Origin of the sequence: Gimesia benthica, assembly GCF_009720525.1 — a bacterium.
GTDB classification, from domain to species: Bacteria; Planctomycetota; Planctomycetia; order Planctomycetales; family Planctomycetaceae; genus Gimesia; species Gimesia benthica.
In genome coordinates, this window is sequence record NZ_CP043930.1 from 1,340,928 (window position 1) to 1,361,104 (window position 20,177).

The 20,177-nt window shown below is 54.4% G+C and carries 17 protein-coding genes; 7 read left to right on the forward strand and 10 right to left on the reverse strand.

The window, feature by feature from the left end:
- Positions 1 to 81 precede the first annotated feature (81 nt).
- Complete coding sequence (locus F1728_RS05160; protein ID WP_155363202.1) at positions 82 to 2,370, forward strand: glycerophosphodiester phosphodiesterase family protein; 2,289 nt, start codon at positions 82 to 84, stop codon at positions 2,368 to 2,370.
- Between the two features lie 12 nt (positions 2,371 to 2,382).
- On the opposite strand, the gene F1728_RS05165 is transcribed toward F1728_RS05160, so the two are convergent.
- The 4 genes from F1728_RS05165 to F1728_RS05180 form a co-directional block, all read right to left on the reverse strand.
- A complete protein-coding gene (locus F1728_RS05165) occupies positions 2,383 to 6,660 on the reverse strand; it encodes a dockerin type I domain-containing protein (protein WP_155363203.1) in 4,278 nt (1,425 codons plus the stop codon).
- 495 nt (positions 6,661 to 7,155) lie between these two features.
- Entirely contained in the window at positions 7,156 to 7,767 is a 612-nt protein-coding gene (locus F1728_RS05170; RefSeq protein ID WP_155363204.1) for a c-type heme family protein, read from the reverse strand.
- Between the two features lie 310 nt (positions 7,768 to 8,077).
- A complete protein-coding gene (locus F1728_RS05175; protein WP_228030513.1) occupies positions 8,078 to 8,647 on the reverse strand; it encodes a c-type heme family protein in 570 nt (189 codons plus the stop codon).
- Between the two features lie 78 nt (positions 8,648 to 8,725).
- On the reverse strand, positions 8,726 to 9,145 hold the full coding sequence (locus F1728_RS05180) for an RrF2 family transcriptional regulator (RefSeq protein ID WP_145038866.1): 420 nt from the start codon (positions 9,143 to 9,145) through the stop codon (positions 8,726 to 8,728).
- Positions 9,146 to 9,362: 217 nt separating this feature from the next.
- On the opposite strand from F1728_RS05180, the gene F1728_RS05185 reads away from it, so the two are divergent.
- Entirely contained in the window at positions 9,363 to 9,647 is a 285-nt protein-coding gene (locus tag F1728_RS05185) for a phosphoethanolamine transferase domain-containing protein (protein WP_155363206.1), read from the forward strand.
- 118 nt (positions 9,648 to 9,765) lie between these two features.
- Here the strand turns inward: F1728_RS05185 and F1728_RS05190 are convergent, their stop codons facing one another.
- From F1728_RS05190 to F1728_RS05205, 4 genes are all read right to left on the reverse strand, one after another.
- On the reverse strand, positions 9,766 to 10,173 hold the full coding sequence (locus F1728_RS05190; RefSeq protein WP_155363207.1) for a GreA/GreB family elongation factor: 408 nt from the start codon (positions 10,171 to 10,173) through the stop codon (positions 9,766 to 9,768).
- Positions 10,174 to 10,464: 291 nt separating this feature from the next.
- Positions 10,465 to 11,865, reverse strand: coding sequence for a sigma-54-dependent transcriptional regulator (locus tag F1728_RS05195; protein ID WP_155363208.1), 1,401 nt, complete (start codon positions 11,863 to 11,865; stop codon positions 10,465 to 10,467).
- 68 nt (positions 11,866 to 11,933) lie between these two features.
- Positions 11,934 to 13,097: a two-component system sensor histidine kinase NtrB gene (locus F1728_RS05200; protein WP_155363209.1), complete on the reverse strand. Its 1,164-nt coding sequence runs from the start codon at positions 13,095 to 13,097 to the stop codon at positions 11,934 to 11,936.
- A gap of 132 nt (positions 13,098 to 13,229) precedes the next feature.
- Positions 13,230 to 13,379 carry a hypothetical protein gene (locus F1728_RS05205; protein ID WP_155363210.1) on the reverse strand — a complete coding sequence of 50 codons (150 nt, stop codon included), beginning with the start codon at positions 13,377 to 13,379 and terminating at the stop codon, positions 13,230 to 13,232.
- 467 nt (positions 13,380 to 13,846) lie between these two features.
- Here F1728_RS05205 and F1728_RS05210 point away from each other — a divergent pair, with 467 nt between their 5' ends.
- From F1728_RS05210 to F1728_RS05230, 5 genes are all read left to right on the forward strand, one after another.
- The gene (locus F1728_RS05210; protein WP_155363211.1) at positions 13,847 to 14,158 is read left to right on the forward strand and encodes a hypothetical protein; all 312 of its coding nucleotides are present in this window, start codon (positions 13,847 to 13,849) and stop codon (positions 14,156 to 14,158) included.
- Complete coding sequence (locus F1728_RS05215) at positions 14,127 to 14,642, forward strand: hemerythrin domain-containing protein (protein ID WP_155363212.1); 516 nt, start codon at positions 14,127 to 14,129, stop codon at positions 14,640 to 14,642. Before F1728_RS05210 ends, F1728_RS05215 begins: the two co-directional genes overlap by 32 nt.
- 79 nt (positions 14,643 to 14,721) lie before the next feature.
- On the forward strand, positions 14,722 to 15,090 hold the full coding sequence (locus F1728_RS05220) for a hypothetical protein (protein WP_149345289.1): 369 nt from the start codon (positions 14,722 to 14,724) through the stop codon (positions 15,088 to 15,090).
- Positions 15,091 to 15,213: 123 nt separating this feature from the next.
- Positions 15,214 to 15,582, forward strand: a complete 369-nt coding sequence (locus F1728_RS05225; protein WP_155363213.1) for an STAS domain-containing protein — start codon at positions 15,214 to 15,216, stop codon at positions 15,580 to 15,582.
- Between the two features lie 362 nt (positions 15,583 to 15,944).
- Positions 15,945 to 17,636, forward strand: a complete 1,692-nt coding sequence (locus tag F1728_RS05230; protein WP_155363214.1) for a hypothetical protein — start codon at positions 15,945 to 15,947, stop codon at positions 17,634 to 17,636.
- Positions 17,637 to 17,687: 51 nt separating this feature from the next.
- Here F1728_RS05230 and F1728_RS05235 read toward each other — a convergent pair whose 3' ends face one another.
- Together F1728_RS05235 and F1728_RS05240 are read right to left on the reverse strand one after the other, a co-directional pair.
- The gene (locus F1728_RS05235) at positions 17,688 to 18,527 is read right to left on the reverse strand and encodes a PP2C family protein-serine/threonine phosphatase (protein ID WP_155363215.1); all 840 of its coding nucleotides are present in this window, start codon (positions 18,525 to 18,527) and stop codon (positions 17,688 to 17,690) included.
- 129 nt (positions 18,528 to 18,656) lie between these two features.
- Positions 18,657 to 20,012, reverse strand: coding sequence for an APC family permease (locus tag F1728_RS05240; protein ID WP_155363216.1), 1,356 nt, complete (start codon positions 20,010 to 20,012; stop codon positions 18,657 to 18,659).
- Between the last annotated feature and the right edge of the window lie 165 nt (positions 20,013 to 20,177).

Consider the following 20,177-nt stretch of genomic DNA (forward strand, 5'->3'; position numbering starts at 1 on the left):
CGTTATAATTAGCGCAATTGTTATCGGAATTCAGGAGGACCGCAGATCCTCTTCGCAGTTGGAATATCAAAGGTTTTCACGATGAGACACTCACTTTACTGCATGCTGGCAGTCTGTCTGATGACGCTGTATTCCCCCCTGGCCTGGAGCTTCCCGGCAGAATCGGATCCGGGAGCAGCCGTCGACACTCTTCAACAGATCGTGGCACATCGCGGCGCCAGCAGTGACCGACCCGAGAACACCCTGTCCGCCTTACAGCGGGCCATCGAGTTGAAAGCGACAGCCGTCGAGATTGATGTGCGGACCAGCAAAGATGGCACGCTCTTTCTGCTCCACGATGCCAAACTCGACCGCACCACCGACGGCACCGGAGTCGCCACCGAATTGACCATGCCTCAACTAAAACAGCTCGACGCCGGTTCTGCATTCAACAAAGAATACGCAAACGAACGAATCCCCACTCTGGGAGAAGCCCTGCAGCTCTGTCGGGGAAAAATCAACGTACTGCTGGACCTCAAGGAACAGGGCACCGCTTATGCCGAAGCGGTCGCGAAAACGGTGCGCGAACAGGGCGATCCGCGGCAGACCATCGTTGGCGTCAGAAGCCTGGAACAGGCACAGCTGTTTCGCAAACTGCTACCCCAGGCGAAGCAACTGGGCTTCATTCCTGATCCCGCATCCATCGACGACTTCGCCCAGGCAGGCGTGGAATATATCCGCCTCTGGCCCCGCTGGCTCGACGATGAGTCACTCGTCCCCGCCATCAAACGTCAGGGAGTCAAACTGCACCTCAACGGCTCCACAGGCAACCCGGATGAAATCATCCCCCTGCTCAAACACAACCCCGCTTCGCTGCTGGTTGATGACGTCGCCACTCTGCAGGCCACGTTAAAGCAACTCAAAGCCAGCCAGAAAGTCTCCGCGACGCTGAATGATCTGATTGAGAAAACCGCAGGCTCGCCACTCGTCCCCGGAGTCAGCGGCGTGGATACGACCACATTTTTGAATCGCGATTACCGGATGATCGCGGTACCCAAGGAACTCCAGGGACAGCCTCGCTATCTGTTTGATGGCGGTAGCGGTCAGCGTGTCGAACTGCAGTTCAAAAAGCCAACCGTGGTCTTCGCGGCGTTTGAATACAACAACACCGGTGCCTGGTCATTTTCCCAGGGACGCTCTCCCCGCGACCATGGCTGGCGAAAACTCGATAACGCCGCCTATCGGGGCACGAGCAATGGCACCGTGAAAGACAAACCTCACTTCGCTTCGATCTATTACTGTGAATTCCAGGCCGGCCAGAAACTCTCGGGAATGCCCCCCTGGTGGTTATGCCTGGCGATCATGGACGCGAACGCCGCCCGTCAGGTTTCCGGTTTTCAGGCAGGCACCTCCGAGCCAATCACCGTGCCTTCCACTTACTCTTACGAGGCCGAAGCCACCCGCGCCCGTCCGCTGCACGTACCCGAATTCCAGAACAAGCGTCAATGGGCCCAGTGGCAGGAGACGCAACGCCAGGCCTTCCAGAAACAGCTCGTCTATCCCTATCCGGGAAAGCTGGCAATCAAACCAGTGGGGGCAGCCTTAAATCGAGGCACGTTCCGTCAACAGGAATTCGCAGTCGACCATGACGGCCAGCGGATCTTTCGCTTCTTCCGTCTCGCTCCTCCGTCTCAGCCGGAAAAAAAGCTGCCGACCATCGTCTGTTTCATGGGGCATGGTAAAGTCAGCCAGATCCTCTCCGAGCCGAACAGCTATCAGCATGCCTGTGCCGCGCAGTTTGCCGAACTGGGATACCTCGTCTATGCGATGGAGAACGTCGGTATGGAACCGGGCAGCGACCGGCACCATGAACTGGATCACCTGTTACGCCTGGATGGTTATAGCTGGTACGGCCTGCTGTTTGCCCACCAGCAGATCCTGCTGCAGCACGTGTTTGCGGACCCGCAGGTGAATCCGGCCAAAGTCGGTGCGACCGGCGTCTCGACAGGGGGACTGCTCGCGCTCTCCGCCGCCGCCTTCGAACCGCGAATCGCAGCCACTTCCGTCCAGGGAATCTTCGGCAGCATGCGCGTCTCCTTCATCCGTGACCGTCAGCGCCACTGTCACTGCGGCGCCATTCCCGGCCTGCTCCCCGCGTTCGACCTCCCCGAGATGGCCCTGCTGGTCGCCCCCCGTCCGCTGCATATCTCCAACGCGGTCTCCGACGGCTTCAGCCCCGCCGAAGCGAAACGCTGTATCAAGCTGATCACTCCCCTGTATCAACAGGTCGGAGGCAAAACCCCCGAATTCAGCGCGCCCCCCGGACATCACGAATTCGCATTTCAGGAAGCATTACAGTTTTTCACAAACACCATCGGCAAGCCGGAGTAGAGGAAATACATATCAGAAGGCCAGCAAATCCGAGTCTGCATTCAGTGAAGCAAAGAAGTCATCGGTCTCAGCATTCCAGTGCGGCAGCTTCCGCTCACCGGGTGCCAGCGTCGATTCCATAATCTCCTCCTCGGCATGTTCATTCCCCAGCAGGTGCCCCAGTTCGTGATGAATGACCGTCCAGAGATCGATCAGTCCTGCCGGTTCACTGCCCGGCGATGCAATCAATGACAGGGAACTGTCTGCCTGAAATTCGCTGTGATCCCGGGGCGTGGTATCAATGAACCAGCCATGGTCCGCCGCATTGATGTCGAGATAAATCATGTCTCCGACGACCTGCCCCAACGCCGTCCCTGCCAGATCGACGACTTCAATCTGCACCGCTTCCAGTTTCTGTTGTTCGGCGGACGACAGACGCGGACTCAACTCCTCAATGGCACTCTCCAGCATCACATCTGCCTTGGACTGAGTCAATGCGGCTGCTTTCGTAACGGTAACGGGCTGACTCACGGCCTGCAGCTGCTGATTCCAGGTGTGAGGATAATTGTCCGGATAATGAACCCGAGTTGGTCTTTCTTTCTGCAGTTTGTTCTTTCCATAATTACCTGCAAACAGAACCAGATCGCGGAAATTGACTCGACCATCCTGATTCAGATCCGCCAGCCAGGCATAATCGGAGTCAGACTCATTCGGCACAGCCCCATACACGCTGGCAAACCGCAGCAGGTCCTGAAAACTGATTTGACCATCGTCATTCAGGTCGTAGGGATTGGCCCAGATCTCCGTTTGGGCATTTTCGATGTTCAGGGGTTCGACGACTTGCCCGGTCCCCAGCCCCACCAGCGAGCTCGTAATTTCGAACGAGAGAGTCTCCGAACTGAGGCTGTGCCCCGCCAGATCCAGAGCCACTTCATCCTCCGCCAGCGCCTCAAATTTGATGCAGGCAAACAGCAGTTGTTTGTCGACACCCAGATCACTCGTCTCAGTGACCGCCGCCAGTTGACTGATGACTCCATTCACATCGTCAATCGTGCCGGACTGGTTCTGAGTGAATGCCGGGCCAAACTGAATTTCAGTCGCGGAAGTCGCAGCGGTCTGATATTCGAGCTCAAGGCCAACCAGGGCCACTCCCGCGCTGCCCAGATTTTCGGTCTGCACCCAGATCTCCACCCAGTACTCGGTCCACTCACCGATCCAGGATTCATTCGCAGGCAGGGCAGACACTTCCCCGTTGGCATCGACTTCGGTTGGCGTCTCTACGACTCGCAACGCGAGAGTTTCCTCCGTCGACTCTTCGATCGCGTTAATCGTGAAAACAAAGGAACGCTGGAACGTGCCGTTGTCTTCGGGCGTCGACAGGTCATGATCCAGGCCCCCATCTTCAACCTGCACGGTGATCTCAGCAGTGCCGGTCCTGCCTGTCAGCGGCGAGACGCGCAATCGCGGCCTGCCCCCCTCATCCAGTACGGTCAGCCCCGAATCAGGAATCACATCCGGATTATCAGATGAAGCCGACCAGATCACAGGCCCTTCGGTGACAGGTTTTAGTCCGGAAAGATCGATCGACTGTTCCGGGGCATGCTCTGAAACGACCACATCTTCGATCAGATCAAAGGTCGTGCCCGTTAAGCCATCGATCTGCGAACCGACCCAGATCGTGTCTTCTTCTTCGTAGGCCACCAGGAAACTCTGATTCACATCATCCCGCACGAGTTTAATGAAAAAACTGTCTCCCAATTCTGATGCCACACTATTGCTTGACGTCAGGTAACCAGTCACACCTGTGGTGCCGTTACCAAAGGTCACTCCTCCACCTTCATCGATGGAGCCATTGTCCCAGTCTTGACTGGTAACCAGGTAGTTTCCGTTGGGTAGCGCCGTCACTCCGGAAACCCCCGCCCGGTATTTTCCCACCTGGTCATCCTCATGCGCTCCCACCAGGCTGTTGGCAGAGTTGATCTCACCGCTAATGCCCGTCGTACCATCGCCAAACGTCACCGCACCGGCATCCACAATCGAACCGTTGTCCCAGTACGTACTCACAACCACATAATTCCCATTGGCAAGTGCCGTTACGGTGGAACCCGATGAATACTGGTAACCTAACTGATCCTCGGTCGTGGAACCGACCAGGCTATTGGTGGATGAGACCTGTCCACTGCTGCCGGTGGTCCCATTACCGAAGGTCACGGCTCCCGCATTAATGATCGCGCCATTATTCCAGCCCGAACTACTGACCACATAGTTTCCGTTCGTCAGAGCCACGACACCATCAGAGCCTATATGATCGCCTCGTTTGGTCCCCACTAAACTGTTGGCCGCTGAGACGACCCCCTGAACACCAGCGGTTCCACTCCCCCAGGTGACTGCTCCCAGATCATAATTTTCGGCATTCGCCCATTGCGAACTGACGACCACATAATTCCCGTTCGCGAGCACGGTCACACCATCCAGGCCGACGTAAGATAGATCCCTCGTACCAACCAGACTGTTATCCGCTGAAAGAATGCCTGTAATTCCAGTCGTTCCATTCCCAAAAGTGACGGCCCCTTTTTTGCGTGACCAGTAATTGCTGACGGCGACATAATTACCATTGGGAAGTGCAACAACGCCTCCCCGGCCCACGTTATCCGCATTGCTGGAGCCGACCAGACTGTTGTTGGACGAAATCGCCCCGGTAATTCCGGTAGTGCCGTTTCCAAACGTAACAGCACCAACTGCCAATTCAAAATCGTCACTCCAGGCAGGACTGCTTACCACATAGTTCCCGTTCGTGAGCGCCGTCACCCCGGCATATCCCACCAGGTCATCTTTCGTCGTACCAACGAGACTGTTTTCGGCAGTGATCACACCACTGATGCCCGTTGTTCCATCAGCAAACGTCGCCGCTCCCGCATCCGCAATCGAACCATTGTTCCAGCTCGGACTGCTGACGACATAGTTCCCGTTGGCCAGGGGCGTCACACCGTTCGTATTGAGTCCATTTCGACCCAGACGGTCATTTTTCGTCACGCCGACGAGACTGTTCGTCGCGGAAATGACTCCGGAAATACCGGTCGTACCACTGCCAAACGTCACGGCCCCCGCATCAACCACCGTACCATTGTCCCAGGTCGGACTGGTCACTACATAATTTCCATTCGTAAGTTCTGTCACACTGGAAGTGAGGTAATACAGGGCGCCCACTTTATCGCCGGCTGTCGTTCCCACCAGACTATTGGCTGAGGAAATCACTCCACTCACTCCCGTGGTTCCATCACCGAATGTCACCGCCCCCGCATCAGTCACTGTTCCGTTATCCCAGGTCGGGCTGGCGAGCACATAGTTGCCGTTGGCGAGCAGCGTGATATTCACGTCGCCGTAGATGAAGTCTCCCACGAGATCATCTTCCGAAGTACCGACCAGGCTGTTGGCACTTGAAACGATGCCCGTGGTCCCCGTTGTCCCATTCCCCCATGTCAGTGCGCCGGCGTCTTCAACGGAGCCGTTGTCCCAGAATGGGCTCCCCACGAGGTAATTACCGTTCGCCAACAGTTTAATGCCCGTATCATTGCCGTAGTGGTACCCAAGTTGGTCGTGAGCACTGGCGCCGATCAGACTGTTCGCCGCTGAAATGACACCGGTTACCCCCGTGGTCGCATCACCAAAGGTAACGGCTCCGACGGAAGCAATCGATCCGTTGTTCCAAAAGGGATTGGTGACCACATAATTTCCATTCTCCAAAACAATGACGCGGCATCCACCATTGCCGTCATAAGCGACGCTTCCCACCAGACTGTTGGCCGCCGAGACCACTCCACTCACTCCGGTGATTCCGTTACCAAAGGTGACGGCCCCCGCGAGTCCCCCTGTCTCTCCATTCTGCCAGTTCTGACTGCTGACGACAAAGTTCCCGTTGGGCAAAGCGGTCACGCCGCCACTTCCAATTCGATCATAGCTGGAAGCTCCTGTGAGCGTGCTGATCAAGTCTCCCGTCTGACCGTCAAAAAAATAGACGGCTCCTCTCCAGCCATCATAATTCGGATCTGTGACAACAATATTGCCCGTACTCAGCGTGACCACGGAGTCACCAAAGTCGGAATTATCACTGGGATTCGGATTGGTCAATTCCGAAAAGGCAGCGGTGAGCAGCCTGCGGTCTTCCAGAGTTTCAATCTGACAGTTCGCCGGCTGAAAGCGTTGCTGCTGTGCCCGGACAGCAGACCGTCGTCGTGGTCTGGCAAACAGGCTCTGGTGCAGCCGTCGTGTCAAACGGGTCAAAGTTTCGAATCGCCTCTGGTTGTCTTTCATGGTCTCTTCCTCTTCCGCGTGGAAACACTTAAGCCAATTGCCAGTAAACAGTTACGCCCAGAGAGGCTCACCTGTTTTTCGCTGCCTCTTGTTCACTTACGGGCTGAGAGGGGCCCTGTACCAGACTTGGCGTTGCCTGACGCCCATCTGTGCAATGAGAAATGAAAGATTTTTTGTTTCTGCTCCTTTGCCAGGATGCAGCGAAATTCTGTCTCGGAAATTGAGGAGTCAGTATTCGATTCACTGATTCAGCAGCAGATGCTTAAGCCAATCTGCTGCATGCCGAGGCGGAAGTTGCGCGCAGAGGAAGCTGGAACACAGATGACATTCCAGCGACGTGCGAGAACAGATCGCGAGGCATAGCTGAGAGACTGTCAGAATCCGTTAATCGACGGACTCTGTTTTCGGACTGAGGATCGCGCCGATGAGTAGGGTCAGTTCATGCAATCGTAAGGGACTTGCAGCATCAGTCCCGACAACATCTACCAGAGCAACTCAGTTTCCCTTGACACCCGTCTTTGCTTTCACGGGCGTTCCTTTAACCGGGATGGAAATGATCAAGCCTGCGAAGCGATCTTTGGTGTTCTTTTTTCCAAACCCGAGATGGCAGGTCAGACAGCCATGATTCATTAATGAAATGGCACCGGCCCGCTGGTAGACGCCATTCTCGATTCGCTCATAAGCCCCTTTCCCGGCTGCGATCTCCCGGGCCGCCTGTTTTTCGAATTCCGTTTCCGGCTCATGATCGACACTCATGGCGTTGGCATTCACGGCAATCCACCGGGCTTTGATATTTTCATCTGCTTCCAGGTCGGCAAACATCCGCTCCATCACACGAGCCGGCACCGGCGCTGTCGCACTGTTGAAATAACTTCGGTGCATCGCGTCCAGCGTAGCCGAGTAAAAGCGGTGAGCCAGTCGGGCGCGCTCACGCGCTTCAGGCAGCGACAGTTGAGGAGCTGCTTCCTCTGCTTCGGCCTGCTTCCCTTCCTTCGGAGAGGCAGTCTGTTGCGCTTTCTCCTCCGCGGGAGGCTGGGCCAACGTAACCACGGCCAGGGGACAGGCACTCAACATCACAATAACCAGACAGTTTCGTATCGCTCTCATCGTTCTCTGCCTCCTGGTAAGTCACTGCACATGAAGTGCGTCTCAGCGAAAATCTCAAACTACGTCGAACATTCGGAATCACTTGTCATGAGTGGGTATAAAAAAAGACCCGCCCAATAAGTTAAGCGCCAGTCATTGGGCGGGCCCGTTACTCCGGGACTATGCGAAAAACCGAAGCAACTAACCGTGAAGGCTGACGAGAATCTAAATTAACCTTGTTTACAAATCAAGTTTGGTGCCCTTAATCCGCAGGGATTCACGGGGATTGTTCTCAACTACGTTTCATCGCCTTCGACATCCCTCGACAATCTCATTTCTCTTTCTCCGGTACCTTGAGGGGCATCGAGATGACCAGCCCGGCCACCCGCGCCTCGTTACTTTTTCGCATAGGTAGATGACATTTCAGGCACTGTGAAGCCAGCCGAATACTTCCCGTAAACTGATACTCTTTGTCAGTTATCTGTTCAAATTCGGACTTCCCCGCCGAGAGCACTTTGACCGCCTGTTTCTCAAACTCCGTCCGCGGTTCATTGTCGACATTCATCGCCCGGGCGTTCACAGCCAGCCAGCGCACCTTGATGCCCTGGCTCCGCTCCAGTTCCTTAAACACATCTTCCAGCGAATGTGAGGGGATCACCCGGCTCTCCTCTTCCTCGAAGAAGTCCCGATGGATTACCTGCAATGCACCATGTACGGTTTCATGTAAAATGCGTGCCCGGACCCGGGCCTCAACGGCGGTTGTCGGATAATGCAGCTGTCTGGGAGGATCCACTTCCTGCTGAGATTCTTCCGCAGACACCTCTTCCAGCAGCAGGAACAGACTGGAAAGAACCATCGCCAGACAGACCCCCTGCAGCCATAACGCCGAACTTCGCCACACTCTTCTGCCTGCTTGCATCATTCAATCCCATCTTAATACATGGAGCACGTCATCATCATCGGGGAATTCAGAGCCGACCTAAGTCACCTGTTTCAACTGTCTGCGGGAAGGCGCCACATCTGCCAGGGTCACGCTGTTGAGATACTCCCGTTGCAGCCGTTCCGCTTCCGCCAGCACGCCCTTCAATTTACAGAAGGGCTGGATCACACAGACCCCCTCGGTCCCTACACACTCCAGCAGATGCAGATTCCCTTCAAAGCGTTCGATGACTTCCCCCAGTCGAATCTCGTCCAAAGGCACCGCCAGTTCGATCCCGCCTCCCAGTCCCCTTACGCTACGAATGTAACCAAAGCGGGATAACTGGTTGACGACCTTCGCCACATGATTGGCTGAAATGTCAAACAGGGCCGCGACCTCTGCTACAGTCGCTCGATCATCGCGTGAAGCGAGATACATCAGCGTCCGCAACGCATAATCGGTCTGGATGGTAAGCTGCATGATTCAACCTCTGACTTAAACATGTATAAGTGATGCATCTTTTGCCAAATATAGACCCCGGGGTCCCCTTTGTCAATCAAAACCAGCAGCGTGAAGAATTTCGTGTTCACCTCACAAAAAACCGATTTGGCTGTTCTGGCCCACGATTTGCTTCTCTCATGTAATTGAGATTTGTTGTTTTCGATCCACGAATGTCCCTGATGAAGGAGGGCTGAACATGCTGATGAAATCAAATCATGAAACCCGTTCCCGCCAGAAAATCAGGCGACACACACAGGGTTCGTTTGAGAGGCTGAGTGCTTCACGGATTACACCTTACGTGGAAACTCGCGCGACGCGAATGTCACGCAACGTAGAAGAAACAGACACGTATCGGGCAGAGTCTTTCATGGTCATCAGGCTGATCCTGATCCTGGTACTGTTGGGAATCACACCCTTAGTCCTGTTCCTGCTGTCCTTACAGCTGTACCCGGATTTGCTGCATATTGAGATCACACCTTAAGCCGTGATCTGCTTTGGGAAGGGGCTGTCAACGCTACGAGGAGCGCTCGTCAATCGCGGTTGACAGCCCTTACCATTTCAGGCTGGTTTTAAATTCAACGGAAATACAACCAGGGCGTTCAGGAAGGGACCCGCGCCCGTTCCGGTTGGAAAACAATCTCTTTAATCCGCATGCGGCTGGCGTTCCCGCTCACCACATCGCCTGTTTTACAACCTAAAATAGCAGTTCCAATCGGCGTCAGAATCGACAGCCTTCCACTGGCGATATTAGCCTGGTCTGGATAGACGAGCACATAGGTCTCATCTTCATTGATATCCAGATCGACCAGGGTGACCTTGGAATTCATTGTCACCACATCGGGGCTGATCTCTTCAGGATCAACAATCACCGCAACTTCCAGTTCACTCCGTAAACCGGTCAGGTACGGCTTGTTTCCAATTGCCTGGGTGTACTCGCTGTTTAACAGTCGCGAGAGTTTATAATAATCGTTCCTGGTGATTACGATCTGTTTCTGTTTAAAATTCATCTTCCTTTTCCTGACTTCAAATCTATCAGTCGATACTCGTATTCCATCGGTAATTCGCGTCATCCAGTCGCGTGGACTGTAGATCTCTTAGAGCAAGTTTCAGGCCAGTACCTTACAGCGGTGATCGGTTCCGTGCAGGGGGCGCCAATTCGACATCGATTGATCTATAGACTGCCGGTTTTTCTGGAATTGGCACTTAAGAAAACGGGACCATGGGGTGTGAACGGAGACTGACAGGTGTCACCTCGTGTTGACAGTCTCCAAGCGAGAGACTCACGCCGCTCGAAAATTTTACGAGCGAAAATCAGCTGCAGAAATATTGTGCTTGTTCAGCAGTTTATGCAGCCCCTGACGCGACAGGCCAGCCTGCTGCGCTGCCTGGGAGATATTCCCCTCATGCTTTTCCAGTAAAGCGGTCAGGTACTGATACTCGGCGTTTTCAATGGCCTCATCCCGTGATCCCTCGGCCACGCCACTGGAATCGTGCTGGAGATCCGCCGGCGGGTTAAGTAGTGATTCAGGAAGCTCGGTCTTTTCAATCGTCTCCCCACGCGTCAACGCGACGGCACGTTCGATCACATTCTTCAACTCCCGGATATTTCCCGGCCAGGAGTATTCCCGCAGAGACTCCAGGGTCTCCGGGGCGAACTGCAACGCGCGACCACTTTTCTTCAGGGTCAGTTTCAGAAAATGTTCGGCCAGTAAGACAACGTCATCTTCCCGATCACGCAGGGGAGGCAGTTCAATATGAATCACTCCCAGCCGATAATACAGATCGCCGCGAAAGCGACCGGCACTCACTTCCGCTTCCAGGTTCCGATTGGTCGCACAGACGAATCGCGTATCGATCTGCACAGCCTGACTTTTTCCCACAGGCGTAAAACGGGATTCCTGAATCGCCCGTAACAGCTTGGACTGCGACGCAGCCGGCAATTCACCGATTTCATCAAAGAACGCCGTCCCCTTGTCGGCCAGTTTGAGCAGCCCTTCCTGGTCGTTCACCGCGCCGGTAAAGGCCCCTTTCACATGACCAAACAGCACCGATTCGAACAGGGATTCCGGAATCGCCGTGCAATCAATGACCTGAAAGTTTTCCTTACTGCGCAGACTGTGCTCGTGAATGGTCTGCGCGATTACCTCTTTTCCGGTCCCGCTCTCGCCGGTTATCAATACGTTGACATCAGTCTCGGCGATGCGATCGACGATATCCAGAATTTCCATGAGCGGAGCGCTTGCCCCGACGATATTCGGAAACCGTTTCGCTAATTCACTCTGTTCGCGGGCAGTGATGCTCTCGCTCCGCTGGAAAACACGACTCGGAATGGCCAGCGCCCTTCTGACGCTCGCCAGCAGATCTTCATATTTCACAGGCTTCAACAGGTAGTCGGTGATTCCCAGGCGGATACTTTCAATCGCAGACGGCATGGAAGGCACGCCGGTCACAACGATCAGTGGAATGTGCGGCCAGTTACTCCGACCCTGGTGCAGCAGTTCCAGCTTGAGATTGCCCGGCATATTCAGGTCAGACAGAATGAGATCGAAGGGCTCTGCTTCCAGTTTTTCAATCGCGGCCCCCGCATTGGAAACACAGACGCAGTCAAATCCGGCTTTGCGCAGCAACTGCCCGGTCGTTTTCAGATACAGCGGTTCGTCGTCTGCAATCAGGATTCGCGGGGTCTGCTTTTCACTCATGAATGTCTTCTCTTCGTCTGTTGCACTTCAGGATCAGATCAATGGAACTCAGACAGCAACGCTTTACGTTAACGATTCCCGGGCAGATCTGCTACCGGGAAGTTCGCCGTAAAGACAGCCCCCTCTCCCGGTTGACTGGCCACTTCGATAGTGCCTCCCATCGCCTCGATCAGACTTCGTGACACCGACAACCCCAGGCCCATCCCCTGCTTTGAATCTCCAACTTTAGTCGTAAAGAAAGGATCGAAGATCTGCGGCAGATCGCTCGGCTGAATTCCCTCCCCCTGATCGATCACCGCCACACTGACAGTAGCATCACCGGCCCCCACTTCTAAACGAACAGCACTTCCTTCCGGGGATGCCTGGATCGCATTCTGCATCAGGTTCAACAGAATCTGCTTGACTTCCCCTTCAGGCAAGGTCACCTGGATCTCTTCCCGATCCGATTCGCAGTTTATCGCGACACCGGCTTTCGCAGCCGCGGGTTGCGAGAGACAGACAACGTCCTCAATCGCACGCGACAGTGAAAAGGTTGTCGCATCATGTGAACTGGGGCGATACAGCTGATACATCTGATGGGTAATCGAACTGATCCGTTCAATTTCACTGTCGATCAGTTCCAGCAGTTCGTAATGTTCGTTATCGGGAGCGATATCTGCTTTGAACAGCGCGAACGCGTTGCGGATCCCCGCCAGGGGATTGTTGACTTCGTGCGCCACGCCAGCAGCCAGCTGCCCCAGCGCGGCCAGCTTTTCCATTTTCCGACGATGAATTTCCAGCTGCGTAATCCGAGCGGTCCGCTCCTGCACAAGCTGCTCCAGATGCGCTGCATGCAGCCGTAACTGCTCTTTTAACTCGTGTCGTTCCGTGATATCGCGAATGCTGGTACGGAAACCGAGGTGCGTTCCCGAATCGTTATAGATCGGCTGCCAGGAAACAGCCGTCCAGAGACTGCGCCCGTCGCGATGCGCCGTACGGAATTCGATATCATTTCCGATATCTCCCTGTTGCGCCGCGGTCAGAATCTCTGTGATGCGTGAACGGTCTTCTTCCGCGACCAGCGGTAGCGGGTAGTCCGGCATCACCAGACATTCCTCGGGCGTGTAGCCGGTCATCCGTTCGACGGTCGCATTGACCCACAGCAGACGCCCATCCGGGGCATGCCAGCTTTCCCAGTCATAGGTGTAGTTGGCAATCGCTCGAAAACAATCTGCACTGAATTCGCCGGACATGAAGCCTCGCCGCCTGTTCTGATGGATGTCTATCTCGGGTGAAGTACAAAATCCCCGCAAGGGAATGTTCTTCAAAGCTGAATCCATTTTAACCGGCGGCGGGCAATTGAATAGAGACGATTCGATCAGATTCTACGTCAGTGCCTGCAACAGGATCGCGAGCAGAATCACCAGGAAGAGGATCACCTGCCCTAATACATCCTCCCGATCCGCCTGTGCAGGCAACCGTGGAGGTGTGAATGGAACCAGCCGAGGAGTCTGTTTGTTTAATAAATTGCGCATTGCGGTGCCCTTTCGTAATGGAAACCATGAGGCACCTCGAGGTGTTTGCCGGATTAGAGGAAGCAAACAGCATGCCAGTTGGTCTACGGTGAGTTCTGTTCCTGATGCACTCATCACTTAGGACTGATGCGATCTGCAAGAGGAACCGAGAAGTGTCAGCCGTATGCGACGCTGTCACCTGCAGTTCACATCCGGTCTCCCTTGAAACGCATCTCCGGCAAGTCGGTATTCCTGTTCGCCGGGTTTGGCATGCGCTTTGCCTTTCTTCTCCTGCGGCAGATCAGTTGTTAAGGAGGATCACCATGGTGTGCCGTCTGGATGAGCGAGAGACAGGCTTGTACTGGGGCCTGATTCTAACCTGCGGCGCACCATGGTCTGTTTTACCTTCCGGCTGCAACCATCAACGTGGGGTGACACTGTCAACGTCAGTTGACAGTCCGCTCCTCACTCAAGCGAACGGGAATGACATGTCAAACAATGGATTGGCGACGGATTCCATCACACTGACGAAATCAAGACTGGAGGAACTGCTGAAAGACACACAATTTCTGCAGCTCACCTGCCAACAGGATCGGGAACGGATCTCGATCACGGGACACCTCAAAACGTATTACTCGTTGCAGCTTTTATTAACGGCAATCAGTCTGCAGCACTCCGGAACGGATGCTGCCGCGATTGCTCTGCATGTCACTGTTGGTGCAGCACAGACGCAATTCGAGACACACTTTTCTAAACGGGAACATCATCATGATCAGCAACTCTCGTCAGGTCACTGTTAATGCTGCTTTTCTCAAAGAGATCAAAGAAGATAATCTCAGGCTCTACAATCTCATGGAAAATCTGCGTACTTTCTGGCTGGTTCCTGATCCATTGGCACTCAAACCGGAATGGTTCAGCGTGCTCATCAACGAACTGAGAGACCAGCTGGCGATGCATTTCGCTTTGGAAGCCACTTTCGGCTATTTCGATCATGCAGACCAGGTTGACGCCATCACCGCTGCTGAGTCACAGCGGCTGAGAGATCAGCATGAAGATTTATACCTGGAAATCGCATCGATCGCCGAGCAGGTTGAAGAGGCGTTATACCCGGAATGGAATCAAACCACTTACGCGGCACAGATCGAACGTTTTGATCAGTTCTATCAGAAGTTACAGCAACACGAATCGGCAGAATTCGATCTGATTATGTCAGCTTCCTACGAAAATTTTAAGCGGATGTATCATTCAGGCGTTTCCAGTAAAGCATACTCGGCGCGCTGGTGACAGAACTCCTGATCCACTGCAGCACCGAGAATCACTTCAATCGTTGAAACCGTTGTTCTCTTTCCCAAAGGATTTTCCCATGAGAAACTATGATTTTGAATGTGTCGCCACACAGATCAACTGTGGTCCCGGAACCAGAGAGTACATCGAACGCGAATGGGACAAGGCCGTCAATCGCGTCGAGAACTGGATCAAAACGGTCCGCATCTGCATTACAGATATCAACGGTCCCAAAGGAGGCATCAATCAGCGGTGCCGCATTGTCATGCAGACCCGACTCGGCGCGCCGATTGTCGTGCAGGAAACCCGCGAACGACTCTCATCGGCCATCAATGTTGCCATCAGGCGTTCCGTGCATACTTTAAAACGGAAAATTTCTAAAAAACGTGATCAGAAAAAACAACCCGTGCACATTGAGACACAACAGGACGAAGAAGGATTGAGTTAAATCAAAGTTATCCGTCTCACTGATTGAAATCCGGAAAGTGAATGGGCTATGATAGAACATTCACTTCTCTGGATTTTTTAATTGTTATATCGTTAGAGGGCCAGTGGAGATTGAGCTCAAATCATGTCTGATAAGTATGAAATTTTCGAGGTAGAAGTCATTGTGCCGAATCTGATTGTGATTCCTCAGGGATCGGCCCTGCAGTTCCTGTATAACAACATCCAGATTGAATCCAATAAGATCCTGACCCTGCTGAACGCGCCCGAAATCTCCAATGTGATCATCGATCTCAATCGGGTGGAGTATCTGGATTCGATCATCATCAGCTGTCTCACCCGTCTTCTGCAACAGGCCAAACAGTCCGGCGGTGAGGCTGTCTTCTGCAACGCCTGCGAGAACATGCAGTACATTCTTCAGAGTATCAAACTGGGAACGCTCTGGCCGCTGTTCGACACCCGCGAAGAAGCCCTCCTGAGCCTCAGCTCGAATTAAGCTTCCTCTATCAGCCCGACGGACCATGATGGTACCGGTACCAGACACGGGAACTCTTAGAGTACCCGGGCTAATTCCTTCCCCACCGCGAACGTTCCCTGCATGCTTTCGCCGCGAGTGGTCATACAAACCAACTGAACAGGCGGTTTTCATCCAAAACGAAATCGTGAGAAAGTCGTTCTGCCCCGACCGGTCTGGAAGTTGAACAGACGCGAAAGAAGAAAATATAATACAGGATGGCGACTGTAGTAGGCCGGCGCCACAACCATCGGCCCGGGCCACGACCGTCCTGTTACACTTTCAGGAAAACACCCACTGCGGGGGCAGCTCACACAGTGAAGCTGAAACGGGGAGTTGCGGGCATGAGAGAAACATTGAGGCGTGTTGTTGCTGCTTTTTGTCTGTATGCTGGCATCGCACTCTGTCTGACACCCGATCGTCACCTGCTGGAAGTCGAACCTGTTAACTGGCAACAGAAGGTCGGTGCGGAACAGCAGCATTCCGAGAACGTTAAGGGAATCATGGAACCCTACGTCGGCCATGAAATGCTGAAGGATGTCGACCTCGCCAGCGAAACGCGTGGGACCATTGCAGAATACATAGCCCAGGAAACGGAAGGCAGACTCATCACTGTCTCCGGTGCGGACTGGGAAGGACTCTGGAACGACATCGCAGCCACGGTTACCGATCAAGCGCCCTCCGAGGACTGGGCCGCGACGCGAGGCCTCGATTACCGTGCCGATGCTGTTTACCTCCCCACGACGGCTCCCCTGCTTCAGCAACTGACCCGGCAGTGGCCGGAAGATTCACTGCTGGCATATGTTCGCATCACTCCGGAAAAATCAGGAATCCCCCCGCGCTACCTGAGTGTCTACCAGGCAAGCCCCATGGACCTGCGCGAAGGCGCTCCAACGCATCTCGTGTACCCTTATCGTACATTCGGAGCAATGCTGCTGCTCGCGGGATTTCTGTTCTACATCCTGCTGCCCCACGCACCACCACACGAATCGGGTGTATTCTACCTGGCGCAAGCGGTCGGCTGGTTACCTGATCTACTGGCAGCTTTGGGATCTGGTTGCTTCTTCGCAATGCCCTTCCTCATCACCGCGGATGCCACAGGGGGCCCATTCGATCCCGGCTGGTGGCCCCTGACAGTGGTGATGTGGTTCATCGGAGCGATCTTTGCATCGATCTTCATCATCACAACATGGTACCAGACTCGACACTTAACCTGGGATGATTCCGGAATCAGCATTACGACCTGGGGCTTTTCCCGGCGAGATATGCGTCGGGATGAACTTGAATTAATCGACGTCTACGTACAACAGATGCCCCGCTGGCTGCGTGTGCTGGCCTGGATCGTTTCTATTTTTAACTGGCGCGCCACATCGTCAGCCATTCTACTGGAACAGACTGATCCCGGATTCAGCATCCTGCTCACCAATGGGACCAGATTCAGTTTCACCGGTGACGGGATGTGGGGCGGGAGCTCTTTTCTCGCCTGGAGTGACAGCCAGGGTGTGCCGGTAAATCCGGGGGTGCGTCCACTACTGGAGTCTCACGCCGATTACTCCCCTTCCAGGGCGGGACGTGTCGTCTCAATCATCTTCGCTGTCCTTATTCTGATCGGCGCCGGGTGGCCACTAACAAAATTCGCTATGGCCTCCCTGCCTCAACCCCAGCCTGAGTTCCGAGCCGGATCATTCAGTGAGCAGTCTGACTTGGCACCGCCGTCTCCTGCACCTCAGCAACCCGCTGCCGGCCAGCAACCAGTTGAGCAGCCAATGACTGAGAAACTGCCTGAAATTCCAGTGACACCGGAGATGCTCGCCCGTGAGCGAGAGATCATGAAAGAGATTGGAGCTATCAGAAACGAACTGAAAGTATTGCAGAAAGAAATCGGCACCATATCCAATCCCAATGCAGTGGCCATTGAAAAAACTCAACAGACAATGAAACGTCTTGCAGAATTACAAAAAGAATTTGAAGCGGTTCGTTCTGGAAAGACTCCCGTCGAACAGTCCCCCGAGCCGAAGTCGCCCCAGGAGAATTAAACGTAAGCAGAGTGATGCGAATGCTTTCAACAGGTCAGGTTCATCCCTCTGTTACTGACGGCGGAAGAAATGTTTCAACGCCCGAAACGGAGCTGCCAGATTATCGTAAAACGAAACGCGCTCATTGTTGCGCTGGAACAGCATCAGCGAGATATCATCCGCAGCATTAATCCGCTCCTGGTCCGGATCCAGCCGCTGAAGCAGTTCCGGAATCAGACGCTCAGGCTGACTGCAGTCGAGTTGTGAGAGCAGTCGCAGCAGGCCCGCTTCGCCCAGCAGACTCCCGTCGGACTGTTTGAACTCCAGTAATCCGTCTGTGAAACAGAGCATCAGATCTTCACGCCCCAGTTTGCAGGACTGATTCGAATAACTTTGTTCAACCGTGATCCCCAGAGGGAAGTTTCGCTCGACTTCGGAAGCCCCCTGTTCGCTGCCAAACGGGATCCACTTTTTGTTCTGTACCTGATAGATCAGGGGGCTCGGATGACCGGCGTTGCAGATCGTGAGTGTCCGGGTGGGAGCGAAGAAAGTCCCAATCACAGCGGTCGCGAAAGCGCCCGTTCGAGATTCGGATTCGAAATCATCATTGATGGCTTCAACCAGGGAAGCCTGATTGATCCGGTTGATGTGGCGGCGCATCAGATTCCGCAGCACATTGGCCCGGGCTGCGACCACTTCTCCATGACCGCTCACATCGGCGAGCAGCAGACGGGTGATCCTTCCGGAAGAACAGGAGGAAACATAATACACGTCCCCACCTGATCGGGACGCAGCATGCGGCTGACTGTAGACCCAGAGATCCAGCCCCGTGGTCGTCAGTTTACGATCCACGCTCTGATTTCCGCCCCAGACTTCCATACACTGCATCCGCCCCGCTTGGGCAATCGCCATCACAGTCGACCTTTTCTGCTGAGAGAGACGTCTTTTCGGTGAATACACACTTCGCTATATATTTATAGAACCGGACGACAGTCTGACCACTGTTCAAATCAGACATCAGTAGAACTTAGACAGTCAGCTTCAGGATTGCGGAGGTTCCTGCATGTCTTCTGCCAGAGCCTCTTTAATTCCGGGTGAAGCGAGCAAATCGGCTTTCGGACGATAGATACGCGTCAGCACATACGCCACGGCGCCAATCGCGAATGTAATCGCAGTTCCCAGCAGCTGCCAGGGATTGAAACTGACCATAATCCCCGCAGCGATCAGGGTACAGAGAATAAACACCAGGGGAATCAGATTCGAATAATGCGCGAGCGGCTTTGTACGGACACCGGACAGAAACAGGCAGCATACCGAACCGGCGGCAGAGATCGACAGGGTCAGTCCCAGATAGGACAGCAGCCCCTGCAGACTGGAGATTAACACGAGCAGTACTGCCAGAGCGACCTGTAAGAGGATCGCCCGGCCAGGGCTGCCGCCCTGCATCCGGATAAAGCCGGGTAACAGGCCATCATCCGCCATCTTGGCGTAAACCCGGGGTGCGGTCATGATCATGCTGAAGACCGAGGTCAATAAGCAGGTGACGATGGTCCAGCGCACGAAACTCGCGAACGCCGTTCCCCCGATGAATTCCGCCGCAATGGTCGCCACATCCGCCTGAGCTTTAATCGCCTCGGGCGGCGGTGCATACACGAAAACTGCGTTCAACAACAGATAGAGCACCATCACAATCCCGGTGCCGGCGACCATCGCCCGAGGAATCGTAAGGTTCGCGGCTTCGACTTCATCCGCCACATAGACCGCGGCATTGAAACCCGAATAACTCAAAGAAATCCAGACCAGAGATCCCGCAAACGCGCTGACCAGCGCCCAGCCGGTCAAGTCGACAGTCGGCGCTGAGACGCCCGGCATCGTCTCACTGGAGAACTGAGCTGCAGCAAACAACAGAATGGCAGACAGCAGCACCAGTTTGAGCACCACCACCGAATTCTGTACCAACGCCCCCAGTCGTGGATTCCTGCCATGAAACAGACCAGCCAGTAAAATCGAACAGACCGCCAGCGTCCCCGCCGGCATCCATCCCGGACGCGTGCCTTCCGGCAGGACATACGCTTCCAGCGCGGTCGCAGCAAACGCGATCGCACCGGAAAAGCCTGCAATCAACGACACCCAGCCCGCGATGAACCCCAGTAATGGATGCGCGGCTCGTGACAGAAACAGATATTCGCCCCCCGATTCTGGCATGGCTTTAATCAGCTGCCCATAACTGAAGGCGCCCGTGATCGCAATCAATCCCCCCGCTACCCAGGCGAGAACTACCAGTCCGGGTGACCCCAGATCCATGAGCGAGAAACCGGAGGTCGTAAAGACCCCGGCTCCAATCATATTCGCAATGACCAGAAAGGTCAGTGTCCAGAAACCGTATCTCTTCGTCATCGACTCGCAGGGCTCCCCGGGAAATAAATCAGGGTTTCAGCAGAAGCAGTACTTCCTGTCACTTCTGGTTTGTCATGCGAAATTCTACACGCCTCGGGAACAGATAATAACTGACGAATCGAAAATAGATCGAAAAACCAGCCAGATAAAGAATGTCCACTGAAG